We start from the raw sequence: 11,578 nt of genomic DNA, 5'->3' as shown, positions 1-11,578 counted from the left end.
GGAATGAGCGCTTGGGCTGCCGGTGTTTTTCTGCATCGCGGCACTACCGGCTTATCCGCGTCCAGTCATCCCTTGCGGGCCACGCTGGCAGTGGGTCCCAACACTAGAAAAAGAAATCCCGGCGCTGAGCCGGGACTCTTGAGGCCCTATTGGGGCCAAAAAACCCAGCACTTGGCTGGGCTTTGTTTACGTTCTGATCGTGAATCCTGGTCGTTTTCGACGCTTCGCTACTCCCCTACCATCCCATGGGTGGCCGGCGTCGCTCCACTCACTGATGACCGACTCAACCTTGAGCCTCATGCGGGTGTGACGGCATTTCTGGAGCTTCTCGCACAACGCCTTGACTGGCTCGGCCTTGAACCACTCTCCACGCACATGATGCGCCTGCATCTCCAGGTGGAGAATGGATTCGACCTTGACGCCACCTTCAAGCACGCAGTGCACCAGCAACTCTCGCGCCGACCCTACCTGCATATTCACCAAGCGAGCGCTCAGGTCTGTGGCATAGCCGATCTTGACGAACTCGTCTCCGGCAGCGCCAATGATGTAGACAACTTTCATGCCAGCCCAGGCGGAATCAGGAGCTTTCGGCTTCGGCTGATGGCCTGCGCAGTAATGCGTGCCTTCCAATGCATCTCGGAGGCAGCGTGACCGTTGGCAAATGTTGTAGCTGGGGAGACTGGACGTCTCGATGAAGGGGAAGCGATGGATCTGGGTCATGATATCTCCAGACCATCCTGTGACCGTTGCCGCCATCATCAGGCGCAGGAATCACAGGATGGACGTATATTGGCTCAATGGCTCAATCGCAGTCAAGCGACATTTGCCACCAAAAGGCCTTCATGGTCGAGAATGTGCTGGGCTTCTACCAGTGCAGCGTCTACTTCGCGCTCAAGAGCCTTGCGAATGTCACGCCTCCAGCGCTCCTGCGTCTTGATGGGATGAGGGTCATCGCTCCAGTTGTCCATCTCGTACCAGGCCGCCGGCAAAACGCTGGTGCTGCGCTTGCCATCGACACCCGGAAGTTTTGGCATGGCCCAGGTCAGGATGGCGCATTGGCGAAAACGATCCGGGGCCGGCGAGCTATGGGTGCGCGTCAGCTCCTCGATGGCAGCATGCTTGCGGTCCACGTGAGTGGAGTACTTCGCCACCAGGTGGCGCCAGTGCGATGCGCTCAGGTTCTTGTGCAGCCGGCTGAACACCATGCAGTCGATGAGGAATGCCGCTTCCTTTCCCACGATTGCGCCTTTCTGCTTGGCGGCCTGGACCTTCGGCTCAAAGTCGCAACCGCCGGCGCTGTTGATCGTCTCGGCCGCCAGGGCGCGAACGACTGCCGATACCACGTTCTGATAGCTCACTGTGCGTTCTCCTTCTTGCGGCGGGTTTGGATGCTGTTGGCGCGCATAGCGCACCAGGCCGAAACGATGGCCATAGCGAGGAGCAGCACGCCGGCCGTGTCTGTGATGGTCCAGATCATGCTGCTGCCCCCATTGGCTTGATGTGTACGCGCACAGCGCCGCCCTTGGTCGTTTCCTTGCTCACCCTGATCTGGGTGGCGAATACGTTGTCGTCGATGCCCAGGGCATCTGCCAGGCCGTCACGGCCCGCCTTGAACATCGCCAGCAGGTTGTCGTCGTCGCGCCGGCGTCGATCTGGCGGGACGAACTCAAGCATGAGTAGCGCATCACCTTCCGGCGCCTTGATGCCGGCCTGCTTCACCAGCAGGTGGCAGGCTGCCCGGTAGGACTTGGCCGCCTTGCTCTTCCTGGTCCAGTGCACCCGGGCATTCGGGCTGCATGCGGCCGGTGGCCACGGTAGCGTCAGTTCCGTCATGCGGCCCCCTTCACGGTCAAAATGCCGGCCCGGATCAGGGCCTCATGAGTCTCAGCGATCGCCCGCGGCATGTCGGACCAGTCCACTTCTCCTTTCCCCCGGCCATCGAGCACGTCGTGGCAGGCGCTGCAGGCGTAGACCGCCACGGTGTCGAAGCCCTTCATGCCCATGCCCTTCTGCCCGCATGGCAGGTGCGCCAGCACGGTCGTTTCCGGGTTGAAGTTGCAGATGCCAGGGATGCGGACGGTGCAGTCCTGGCCACGGGCGCTCTCGCGCACCTTCTTGCTTACTACGCGCATGGCTCGGCCTCCTTGGCTTTCTGCTGCTCGGGTTCGAAGTCGCCGCGCAGGGGCATGAGCTGGGCCGGACGGCACCAGTTCGAGTTGACTGGGAACGCCTGGCCGCCACCAGCAAAGCGCCCCATCATTCCTTCACCACGGACGCAGATGGGGTACGGGTCAACGGCTGGGCATTCCACCTCAACCACTTCCACGACCATCCCGATGTTCTGCTCACATCCAGCGCTGGCCGATATCACAAGAGCCAGGTCGCCCGGCCTGAATTGATGGCTCATCAGTACCGCCCCTCCCACAGATCCTTTTGGCTCCACCGCACCTGGTGCTCGGCGCCGAATGCTTGAATCCACTCCAGCAGGCTCGCGCACTGCTTCACGCTGAGCTGGCTTGTGCGCTCGTACACGACGTCGAAGCCGTTCCCGTCGATGGCTGGTATCAGTTGCGGCTGTTCGCCGCTCTCACGTAGCCAGGCGGCCGTCAGGAGGCGCTTCCAGATCAGCACGTTCCACTTCTTGCCGGCGTGCTCCACCTGCTTGGCGATATCGCTCAGGCAGGCGTGGAGCTTCTTGTTCTGCTCGCCGCTGCGGTCCTGGTCCTTGATGACTATCTTCTTGGGCCGGGTGAAGTCCTGGGCCTGCAGCATGCCGAGCAAGCGGTTGGCGTCGGCCATGCTGTGCATCACGAAGTCAGTCATCGTCGCCTTCCTCGGCCGTTTCAAGGACCAGTTGCTCAAGAGATACGAACCCGACGGGAGTCAGTTCCCAGCACGGCGGCAATTCGCAGTAGCCGAACTCACCGTACTGGCCTGGGAAGTAAGCGCAGTCGAACACGTACGATCCGGCGCCCTTATCGAACCCCTCGCCGTCAGCCATTTGCTTTTCAATCTCCTGCAGACGCTCCACAGTGATGCGGCCACTGACTGCCGTGATGAAGGTCTCGTCGCCCTCGCCCATGTGCAGCACTTCAACAATCAGGTCTTTCCTGAAAAGGTCGATGGTCATGACGCCACCTTCAGGCCCTGGGCCTCGATTGCATGTCGAACCTCCTCCGCGTAAAGAACTTGAGGGTCCGTGTACGAGCCATTCATGTGAGCCTCGGGCAACTCCACCACCACGGCGGCGCGGCTTGCCTGCCAGGATGCCCAGGCCGTCTCTTTGAATTTCTCCATGCCAGAGGATTCGAACCACGCCTCGAACTGCTCGCGGCTGAGGTCGCGCATCTTGTTGGTGTCCATCAGTGCTTCTCCTGCATGGCTTTGCCCATCTCGGCGGCGGCGAGGACAATGGCGCGTCGAGTAGCGGCGCCGGCGCTTGAGCATTCCTCGATCCCTACACGGATCTCGATATCAATCGGAATCCAAGCCAGCGCTTGGCGTAGAACGGGATGCCAGCGAAGCTTCACTCCAAGCTCCACAGCCAGGCGCAGCGCGTCGCCGTCATCCTCAAAGGGGTTCCATGGCTTCAATGGGCCGCCGTCGAACTGCTCAACCACATACGAAACCTCAGTTCTCGACATGGGCATGGCAAGTACTTCGCCCAGCCCGGCCGCCTTTGCGGCCAGGTCCAGCAATTCCTTGTCAGTCATGCTCACACCCCCTCCCCGGCCGGCTGCCCGGCGCGCTTGATGTTCAACTTGGCCAGCAGGTGGGCACGGCATGCGGCTGCACCACTGGGAATTTGCTGGACTTCCAGCATGCGGACCTGGCGCCGGGCGGCGTACTCGTCGGCCAGCTGGGCCAGGCTCTTCTGGCTGTCATGGCCGATGCCGGTGGCGATCTTGCCGTCCAGTGGCTCGCCCTCCTGGGCGCGGCGGACGATGATCTCGTAGGCCCGGTCGAAGCGACGGTGCAGCGCCTTGTCGGTCGGCTGCGCGGCACGCAGATCGAACAGGCCGGTGGCCACTGCAGCCAGGCGGACGCCCTCGTGGCTGTAGCGCCCCTCCAATGCCTCCATCCATGCGTCATCAGCTGCGGGCAGGCCCAGGCGCTCCGGCGACGGTTTGCACCAGCCAATGAACTGGCCGACGCTCGGCGCGAACGGCGAACCGCTGCGGCGGCACTCCTCGATGGCGTAGCGCACCTGGTTGATGTCGCTGATTCCGGCGTCGATCAGGCCCTTCGTCCAGCTGCGCTTGGCAGCCTTCAGCGCCTTGTCATCCGGCCAGGCCTGCTTGTGGGCCGGGAAGATGGCCTGCAGCTGACGGAAGATCTTCTCCACCACCTCACCAGTGGCATCGTCGACCACGCCCAGAGGAACCCCGGCAACCGGTACCGGCTGGCTGACCTGCAGGGCTCGCGCAGCTGCGGGAATCATTTGGGTGACGTTCTTCATAGGTCATCACTCGTGTCGTGGCGCCAGGACTGATCATCGAAGTCCGGGCCGGCCGGGCGGCGGGCTTGTGCACCAAGCAGCACCTTCTCCGGGAACAGGCCGGTCCAGCCGTTGCTGATGGACTGGTTGATCACGGCGTCGGGTGCCGGGTGGTTGGCCAGCTTGGCTGCCTGCTGCTCGCAGGAGGTCTTGGTGAGCGGCTTCTTGATCTCGCGGCGGTGTTGGCACCACTGCGCCCAGGTTTCCGGGCTGACGTTGGCCGGGCAGGACTTGAGCGGATCGAAACCCGCGACCTTCGCTGGCGAAGGTTTTTCAGTCCTTGCTCGCTTTTTCAGTCCTTGCTCACCATCAATACTTACTAGTGTCGGATTTGCCGGATACGGCTGAGCCGGAAGCGGTTCAACCGGATACGGCAAAGCCGGAAGCGGTGTTTCAGACACGACATAGTGGGTTTCGCCCAGCAAACCGGACTCGTAACGGTCCTGGCGGCGCTCGACGTAGCCGGCAGAGATCAGCTCTTGCAGCAGGCCGTACACGCCGTCTCGGCCGGTCGGCTTTGAGGACTTGGCGGTCTCGTTGCGCAGATGGGTTACGGACACGGCCCAGTGGTCCGGCTTGCCCAGCAGGAAGACCAGCAGGCCACGGGCGGCCCAGCTCAGGCGCCCGTCCTCGCTGATCGACTTGTTGAGCATGTAGAAATTGGCCTCGGGGCGAGGCGCGCGGATGATGCTCATGCTATGCGCCTCCCCTGGCCACGGAAATCTACGGTCTTCGTGCCTTTCCAGCTGTTGCACGGTGCGCAGAGGGTTTGCAGGTTATCTTCTGTAGCTTCGCCGCCCTCCACCTCTGGAACGACGTGATCGGCACGCAGATCGGCCCGGCTACCGCAGCGCAGGCAGGCGTACCCGTCGCGCTCAAACACGGATAGCCGAACCCTCGGGCTGATCACCTTCTTCCGGTAGGATGGTTTGGCAGGCGCGTCACCTTCGAAGGACAGGATGAACCGATCGCGCCCGGCAACCTCGATCAGGCCTCGATCTTCAAGGCTTTCAATGAGTCGCTTAACCTGGTCCTCCGAAACGTTCGTGTAGCGCGCAATAGAAGCGGTACTGACGCTTGAAAACGGCTCCTGCGCGTTGTCACAGATGCACAGCAGCACGAACTTTTCGAGCGGATCGACTTCTTGCTGCCCCAATGCCCACATCATGGATTGGACGCTCATTGGCCGCGCTCCTTTGCCAGGGCCGCGGATACCCATTCCATTGCATGCGGGACGCATTCCTCGCCGTGCACAGGGCATGGCGGGATCAACTTCAGCAGGCGGCCCCGGGTCTCGATTATCTGGTCGCTGTAGCGCACGTTCTGCTTGAGTTCTTCGTTCTCGGCCTTGAGCTGATCTCGTTCCAGTTTGAGGTTGTAAACCCAATCAACGAACGCCCCTAAATCAACATGTCCGATACCCTTGAGCTCTTCTGGCTTGCATCCGCCATGCGGCGAGCACATTCCAGGTGTTGGGCATGACCTCAATGTCTTATTGCAGATCAGGTAGTTCATGCTGCACCCCGCACGGCCTTGTCGTGAGTGTGCAGGCCGTCCCAGTTCTTTTTCATGGGCAGGTCGCCGGACAGGTACAGCTCGTACAGGCGCACGGCGCCCTTGCGCAGCAGGATCGGCGTGTAGCTGATGAATGGGTCTTTGCCGTGCGGGGTGATGGTCTGCTGGTGCTCGGTCATGTACTTGTCACGAGCGTAGGCGGCGACGCGGTATCGGGTACCGGACTTGCTCTCGTTGTAGAGCCAGTTGCGGCCCTCAAGGAAGTGACCAACCTGCATCACGTTGACCCCATTGAGGCCCTTGCAGAACTGGACGTGGCTCATGCCCTCCTTGAATAGGTTCTCCAGGTGGTCGATCTTCTTGGCCTGGGCCTGGACTTCAACCTTCAGCAGCAGGCGCGCCTTCTCGGACGCCTCCTTCTGCTCTACCTGGTCTGCCCAGGCGCGTGCGGCGGCGGCAGGATTGGTGAAGTCGGGCAGCGCGGCGACCACCTGCCCCTCCAGCTCTTGCCAGCGGTCTACCAGAGCGGCGGTGAATTCCGGACACAACTGGGCGACAACGACGAAGCTATCGCGCTTGTTGACCAGGAAAACCTCTACAGGCCTGGAGCCTTGGCCTTCGTGAGAGGTTTCCACCGACGGTGTAAAGCTCACGATGGCCTTTACTTGCAGGCGCTCCATAGCTCGCTTGACGCTGTCGTGCCGTGACCCGACAAGATCAGCGATCTCCCTGGATGACATGCGCGCCACGAAATCGTGGTTCGCATTTTGTGGCGCGAGGGCCACGGTATTGCTTTGGATGGTCTGATGCATATAAGATGACCTCACACACGTTTTACGAATGCAGTACAAAGAACCGGGCGGCCACCCGGTTTTTTTGCGCCTGCGGTTTGGGTTTTGCTGTGTTCAACGGCAGTTCCTCATGAGTCCCTCAGGGGCTTATTAGCCCTTGCGAAACGACCGAACATTGCTTCGGCCAGGCTCAGTTCTCGTCATCCTGTTCAGAGCCTCATTGATGATTTGTGCCGCCAGTTGCTCTGGGGTTAAGCCCTTCTGCCTGGCGAGAAACTCCAGATCTGAATTGCCCTTCCCGTCGAGCTGGATTCCCAGCTCTTTGCTTTCTGGCACAGGGCCTCCTCGGCCACTTCAGGCCACGTCAGTCTTCGCGTTAAGCTCTTGCATCATCTGGTCGAGACCGCGCTCCAGAATTTCCCTGGCGAGCACAGCCTTCTGCGTGCGCTTGAAGCGAGCCATCGCCGACAGCAGATCGTCGGCAGCCTCATCTAAGCGAACCTTGGTGGGCTTGTTGTGCAGGTGGTCGGGGTCGAAGTACGACACGGTGGGTTCCTTTGTGGTTGAAAGTGGTTAAGCGGCGGAAAGCGCGTGGGTCGGGTTGCTGTCGATCTGGCTCCATGGGAACGAAGGACACAGATCGGCACGATTCACAGCGCCATTCGTAAGCGCCTCAATCTGTAGTGCGCGCTTGGCTGGGACCGTGCGCTCTCCCGAACACCATTGGTTGACGGTTGGAGCCGCAACATTCAGCCGGCGCGCCAATTCCGCCTGGCTGCCCAGCACGCGGGATGCTTCTTTGGCTGCTTCTGCTGATTTCATGAGTTCTCTCCTGGAGATTTACCGATGAATATAAGGCATTACCTTATTTCGTACAAGCCATTGCCTAACCACGCTGGCGATAGGCCTAATTAGGCAATGCTTACCGGACCAGAATTAGGTGCAGCCATTGATGCTGCGCGGATCGCCAAGGGCGTATCGAAGAAACAGCTCGCAGACGACTTCCAGGTGAAGCCTCCGTCGGTACAGGGCTGGGTGAAAAACGGCCGGATCGACAAGTCCAAGCTGATGGACGTGATCGCTTACTTTTCTGATGTTGTTGGCCCTGAGCACTGGGGGCTTCGCCCAGGCTTCTCCTACGAGAGCATCCCAGACGTCACCTCTGAACCTGTCGCAGAGCCGGCGCCTGGCTCAGCCGCCGATATGGTTCGCGCCATGCTCGCCAAGCAAGGCAAGAACTTGTCGGATTCGGCGCGCGCGCAGTTGATTGCAGCCGCCGAAGCGACCGATGAAGGAAATGTGATTACCGTAGATTTCACCCGGCCCGGCCTGGTCGGGGACGAGGTTCGGATAGCCCACTACGATATCCGCGCTGCAATGGGTGGCGGCCAGCTGCCGCACGACTACCCGGAAATGCTCAAGGACATTCGCGTCAGCCCCAGCCACTTGCGGGAAATCGGCGTCGAGTTCGAGGAGCACTACCACCTGAAGGTGGTCACCGGCTGGGGTCAGTCGATGGAGCCCACCATCAAGCATCGCGACCCGTTGATCGTGAACATCAACGTCCGCGACTTCGTGGGCGATGGGGTGTACCTATTCGTCTGGGATGACCTGCTCTACATCAAGCGCCTGCAGGTGGCTGATGAGGAGCACTACGAGATGATTTCGGACAACCCGAGGCACAAGGATCGGCTGATCCGCAGGGACATGACCTACATTCAGGCCAGGGTGTTGCTGGTGTGGAACGCGCATCTGGTTTGATCCGCTGAATTCAGCATAATGGCCTGAACCTGCGCCTGCTCCGCTCGTCTTTACTATAGTGATCCTGCGCGCCACGTTTATCGGTTTTACGATTTCGTGGCGCAAGGTGGATTGACTATTTTTCTCCGGAGCCGATAATCGCGGTCCGATTTGGCGAATTTCGCCATCGAGTTTTCAAATGGAGGTTTTCATGTCAATCAAAGCGGCAGCACCGGCCCTTATAGTCGCCGCTCTCGCCTTGGTAGGTGACTACTCGACCATCTCGCATCAAGAAGCATCACGCGCAGTGCGTGAATCCTGTGCCAATCCGGTTAGCTTATCCAACCTGCGTGGAGTGATTGCCGAGCTAACGCAAGGCTGGGCTGAGCTAGATTCGGTCTACTCCCAAAGCGTAGCTGCAGTCATGAAGTCTAGCTCGCTGGACGATACCAAGTACCTCAAGAATATCGAGCTACTTCAGGCAGTTAGGCAGCTTGAAGAAAACCTTCGTTTGGCTGATGTGCCTTTGCCACTGCAATCAGATCACATCGCTTTGCGTAGGGCGGTCGCGAAGGTTCGCACCAGGATGACTACGATTGATAGCATCTATCAACAGTTCTTTGTCAAGCCTGAAGAATTCCAGAGCGATTTGAGCCGTACCGGCCTGCGGGACTTGGCTGAGCACACGACACGCAGACTCGGCCAGCTGGCCTAAGGCGCTCTATGACGGTAGAGGTATCTTTCCATCCAGGGACGTTTGGTGAGTTTTTCTCTCCCATAGACGAGAAACACCCGGGGCTCTCAGATCTTTTGTTAAGCGAGTTCCGTAGGTATATGGAATCGAAGCGGCTCGCCATACCTTCGATTTTTGGGCGCGACGTGCCCTACACGCAACCACCGCTCGCCCTCCAGTCATGCCTAATGCATATCCACATCAGGATTCCGCCAAACTCTTTCCCGAAAGGCGTCCCCCAGCATGACAGGGTCTGTAAATTTGGGAGGCCTGGTGACGACGCAGCGCTGGTTTACGTTCCAGGTGAGCTTTATGAGAATCGTTATTTGATCCTTGCCATGTTCTGGCCCGACGCACATACCAAGGCGAGGGATAGATCTGCTATGCGCTACCTTGCTCGATTAGCTAAAGATTGGCGCGACAACAATTAGAATCAGCCCGCCTCGGCGGGCTTTTTCATGCCCTTTAAAAAGGCGCCTCCTCCTCTACCCTCTCGTCCTCCCAATCCCGCTTCACGACCAGGTCGTCTCGATCCTCGGCGCTCTGCTCTTCCCACCGGACCGTCACGCTCTCGTCATCGTTGAACGTTAGCTCCAGCTCCGGCGTTTCGGCAAGCAGCCCCATCACCTCCTCCCACTCCATGTCTCCATCCGTGTCCAGGCGATGGATTGTCACCCAGCGCTGCGACTGCGCGATCGGATGGTTGATCATCGACGACACCCTCAGACCCAGCCGTTCAAGGGCGGTCATCTCTTGGCGCGCTTGTGGGGTCGACTTCCTCTGCTTGGCCATCCTTCCTCCGTTAACTGTACATCCATCCAGTATTAGGCAGAGCTTACCCGAGTCGTCGAACGATGCAAGCCCGGAGAGCGGATTAGGCACCTATGAAAAAAGTTAGGCATTACCTATTTACAAGAATTAGGCATTGCCTTATCGTTCATTCCATCGAGGCGCTACACAGCCCCTCGGGAGGCCCTCAAGCCTCACCGCTCTTTAACAACCAAGACCGCCGAGCCTGCAGGCATAGCAGGCCACCATCCCCGCAGGGCTCTGGTGCGATCAGGTGTGCCGAAATAGAGCGGCATCCAAGCGGCGCGCATGCCTCGACAGATGCAGGAAGCGCGATACCGGGTGAGCGACCGGGGCCTGAGAGAGAACAGAACGATTCACCTCTGCCGGCTCATTGAGCCGGCTTTGGGAATCCACCTGGAGGTACACAAAATGGGCTTGGGCGTTTCTGCATTCAGCAAATTGGTCGAGGCGCCAGACGCCGAGCGTGATGAACACGGCGACTTGGTCGATTACGACAACTACCGCGACTTCTACTTCAACAAGGACTTCCCGGGCCGCGCGGAGGGCCTGAAAGAAGGCATGACCTACAAGCTTGGCGAGGAAGGCTCAGGCTTGAGCACTGGCTACGGTCGCTACAGCGCTTGGCGCGATGAGCTGGCGAAGCTTGCCGGCTACACCCCGGATGCCAACCCAAGCGACGAATACGAAAAGCGCTTCCCCTACTTCGGAGGCGCTAACAAGGCAGGTGAAGGCCCGTTCTACGAGCAGATCCTGTTCTCGGACTGCGACGGCACCATCGGCCCCGTGGTCAGCGCGAAGCTAGCCAAGGACTACGCCGACTTCGCTGGGAAAGCCGAGGCCGTTGGTGGCTACTTCTGGGAAAAGTATCAGGAGTGGAAAGTGGCTTTCGAGGTTGCTGCTGACGGCGGCGCCGTAGTTTTCCACTGATTTCACTGGCTGGCCTTGGCAACAGGGCCAGACGGGAAATCAACCGCCCAGTCGGGCACAACCACAGGTGAAAAGAATGGATATCAAGACCCTTGAAGCGCTGGGCGTGAGCGCAACCGATCTCGCCGACCGAATTGTCCAGCAGGCGGTTCACACCCTGCTCCACTCGGTTGGCTATGACGAGGATGGCGAAGAGTTCTCGCGGTCGTCTCGCTTCCAGCAGCAGATCCAGCAACGAGTGAAGGAGGCTATTGATCAGAAGATCGACGCCATGTTCGCCGAGCATGTGCTTCCGCGTGTTGGCGAAATCATCGAATCGGCCGACATGCGCAAGACAAGCTCTTATGGCGAGCCGAAGGGGGAGCCGATGACCTTCAAGGAATACATCGCCAGCAGAGCCGAAACATACATGAGCGAGAAGGTCAACGTCAGCGGCCAGTCGAAAGACGAGTCGGGCGACTACAACTGGCGCGAATCCGGCCCCCGCTTGACTGTCCTGATGAGGCTCTACATCAAAGACACGCTGGAAAAGAGCGCCAAGTCCGCGATCAACGATGTGAA

The 11,578-nt window shown here is 59.6% G+C and carries 23 protein-coding genes; 5 read left to right on the top strand and 18 right to left on the bottom strand.

From position 1 onward, the window contains the following. Positions 1–186: 186 nt before the first annotated feature. The 17 genes from APH30_RS23110 to APH30_RS28345 form a co-directional block, all read right to left on the bottom strand. The gene (locus APH30_RS23110; RefSeq protein ID WP_054904550.1) at positions 187–720 is read right to left on the bottom strand and encodes a GIY-YIG nuclease family protein; all 534 of its coding nucleotides are present in this window, start codon (positions 718–720) and stop codon (positions 187–189) included. Positions 721–812: 92 nt separating this feature from the next. Continuing rightward, the gene (locus APH30_RS23105) at positions 813–1,358 is read right to left on the bottom strand and encodes a hypothetical protein (protein WP_054904551.1); all 546 of its coding nucleotides are present in this window, start codon (positions 1,356–1,358) and stop codon (positions 813–815) included. Next, on the bottom strand, positions 1,355–1,477 hold the full coding sequence (locus tag APH30_RS29690) for a hypothetical protein (RefSeq protein ID WP_256217074.1): 123 nt from the start codon (positions 1,475–1,477) through the stop codon (positions 1,355–1,357). The genes APH30_RS23105 and APH30_RS29690 overlap by 4 nt, the downstream gene beginning before the upstream one ends. Next, the gene (locus APH30_RS23100; RefSeq protein ID WP_054904552.1) at positions 1,474–1,833 is read right to left on the bottom strand and encodes an endodeoxyribonuclease RusA; all 360 of its coding nucleotides are present in this window, start codon (positions 1,831–1,833) and stop codon (positions 1,474–1,476) included. Before APH30_RS23100 ends, APH30_RS29690 begins: the two co-directional genes overlap by 4 nt. Continuing rightward, positions 1,830–2,132 (bottom strand): nuclease domain-containing protein, encoded by a 303-nt coding sequence (locus tag APH30_RS23095; protein ID WP_054904553.1) that lies wholly within the window; start codon positions 2,130–2,132, stop codon positions 1,830–1,832. The genes APH30_RS23100 and APH30_RS23095 overlap by 4 nt, the downstream gene beginning before the upstream one ends. Further along, positions 2,123–2,407: a hypothetical protein gene (locus tag APH30_RS23090; RefSeq protein WP_054913872.1), complete on the bottom strand. Its 285-nt coding sequence runs from the start codon at positions 2,405–2,407 to the stop codon at positions 2,123–2,125. The genes APH30_RS23095 and APH30_RS23090 overlap by 10 nt, the downstream gene beginning before the upstream one ends. Continuing rightward, on the bottom strand, positions 2,407–2,823 hold the full coding sequence (locus APH30_RS23085) for a recombination protein NinB (protein WP_054904555.1): 417 nt from the start codon (positions 2,821–2,823) through the stop codon (positions 2,407–2,409). Before APH30_RS23085 ends, APH30_RS23090 begins: the two co-directional genes overlap by 1 nt. Continuing rightward, positions 2,816–3,130 (bottom strand): hypothetical protein, encoded by a 315-nt coding sequence (locus APH30_RS23080; RefSeq protein WP_054904556.1) that lies wholly within the window; start codon positions 3,128–3,130, stop codon positions 2,816–2,818. Before APH30_RS23080 ends, APH30_RS23085 begins: the two co-directional genes overlap by 8 nt. After that, positions 3,127–3,363, bottom strand: a complete 237-nt coding sequence (locus APH30_RS23075; protein WP_054904557.1) for a hypothetical protein — start codon at positions 3,361–3,363, stop codon at positions 3,127–3,129. Before APH30_RS23075 ends, APH30_RS23080 begins: the two co-directional genes overlap by 4 nt. Continuing rightward, complete coding sequence (locus tag APH30_RS23070) at positions 3,363–3,713, bottom strand: hypothetical protein (RefSeq protein WP_054913871.1); 351 nt, start codon at positions 3,711–3,713, stop codon at positions 3,363–3,365. Before APH30_RS23070 ends, APH30_RS23075 begins: the two co-directional genes overlap by 1 nt. Before the next feature lie 2 nt (positions 3,714–3,715). Then, entirely contained in the window at positions 3,716–4,459 is a 744-nt protein-coding gene (locus APH30_RS23065) for a replication protein P (protein ID WP_054913870.1), read from the bottom strand. Beyond that, positions 4,456–5,193, bottom strand: a complete 738-nt coding sequence (locus APH30_RS28350; protein ID WP_082416239.1) for a DNA-binding domain-containing protein — start codon at positions 5,191–5,193, stop codon at positions 4,456–4,458. The genes APH30_RS23065 and APH30_RS28350 overlap by 4 nt, the downstream gene beginning before the upstream one ends. Continuing rightward, positions 5,190–5,681, bottom strand: coding sequence for an HNH endonuclease (locus APH30_RS23055; protein WP_054913869.1), 492 nt, complete (start codon positions 5,679–5,681; stop codon positions 5,190–5,192). Before APH30_RS23055 ends, APH30_RS28350 begins: the two co-directional genes overlap by 4 nt. Next, positions 5,678–6,013 carry a hypothetical protein gene (locus APH30_RS28880; protein ID WP_156326622.1) on the bottom strand — a complete coding sequence of 112 codons (336 nt, stop codon included), beginning with the start codon at positions 6,011–6,013 and terminating at the stop codon, positions 5,678–5,680. The genes APH30_RS23055 and APH30_RS28880 overlap by 4 nt, the downstream gene beginning before the upstream one ends. Then, positions 6,010–6,825, bottom strand: a complete 816-nt coding sequence (locus tag APH30_RS23045) for a Rha family transcriptional regulator (RefSeq protein WP_054913867.1) — start codon at positions 6,823–6,825, stop codon at positions 6,010–6,012. The genes APH30_RS28880 and APH30_RS23045 overlap by 4 nt, the downstream gene beginning before the upstream one ends. Before the next feature lie 333 nt (positions 6,826–7,158). Further along, the gene (locus tag APH30_RS23035; RefSeq protein ID WP_012053015.1) at positions 7,159–7,350 is read right to left on the bottom strand and encodes a hypothetical protein; all 192 of its coding nucleotides are present in this window, start codon (positions 7,348–7,350) and stop codon (positions 7,159–7,161) included. A gap of 27 nt (positions 7,351–7,377) precedes the next feature. After that, a complete protein-coding gene (locus tag APH30_RS28345) occupies positions 7,378–7,626 on the bottom strand; it encodes a Cro/CI family transcriptional regulator (RefSeq protein WP_016486618.1) in 249 nt (82 codons plus the stop codon). Between the two features lie 96 nt (positions 7,627–7,722). On the opposite strand from APH30_RS28345, the gene APH30_RS23030 reads away from it, so the two are divergent. From APH30_RS23030 to APH30_RS23020, 3 genes are all read left to right on the top strand, one after another. Beyond that, complete coding sequence (locus APH30_RS23030; protein WP_054913865.1) at positions 7,723–8,565, top strand: S24 family peptidase; 843 nt, start codon at positions 7,723–7,725, stop codon at positions 8,563–8,565. A 190-nt stretch (positions 8,566–8,755) separates the two neighbouring features. Beyond that, complete coding sequence (locus tag APH30_RS23025) at positions 8,756–9,259, top strand: hypothetical protein (RefSeq protein ID WP_156326620.1); 504 nt, start codon at positions 8,756–8,758, stop codon at positions 9,257–9,259. Between the two features lie 8 nt (positions 9,260–9,267). Beyond that, positions 9,268–9,708 (top strand): type II toxin-antitoxin system YafO family toxin, encoded by a 441-nt coding sequence (locus APH30_RS23020; RefSeq protein ID WP_054913863.1) that lies wholly within the window; start codon positions 9,268–9,270, stop codon positions 9,706–9,708. Between the two features lie 34 nt (positions 9,709–9,742). Here APH30_RS23020 and APH30_RS23015 read toward each other — a convergent pair whose 3' ends face one another. Then, positions 9,743–10,069 carry a DUF1654 domain-containing protein gene (locus APH30_RS23015; protein ID WP_054913862.1) on the bottom strand — a complete coding sequence of 109 codons (327 nt, stop codon included), beginning with the start codon at positions 10,067–10,069 and terminating at the stop codon, positions 9,743–9,745. 429 nt (positions 10,070–10,498) lie between these two features. On the opposite strand from APH30_RS23015, the gene APH30_RS23010 reads away from it, so the two are divergent. Both APH30_RS23010 and APH30_RS23005 read left to right on the top strand, forming a co-directional pair. After that, a complete protein-coding gene (locus APH30_RS23010) occupies positions 10,499–11,017 on the top strand; it encodes a hypothetical protein (RefSeq protein ID WP_054913861.1) in 519 nt (172 codons plus the stop codon). Between the two features lie 76 nt (positions 11,018–11,093). After that, positions 11,094–11,578: hypothetical protein (locus APH30_RS23005; protein ID WP_156326618.1), on the top strand; the 485-nt coding region annotated here is incomplete at its 3' end.

It is taken from the genome of Pseudomonas sp. NBRC 111127, from assembly GCF_001320345.1.
Taxonomy (GTDB): domain Bacteria; phylum Pseudomonadota; class Gammaproteobacteria; order Pseudomonadales; family Pseudomonadaceae; genus Aquipseudomonas; species Aquipseudomonas juntendi.
This window is presented reverse-complemented; position numbering and strand designations above follow the sequence as displayed.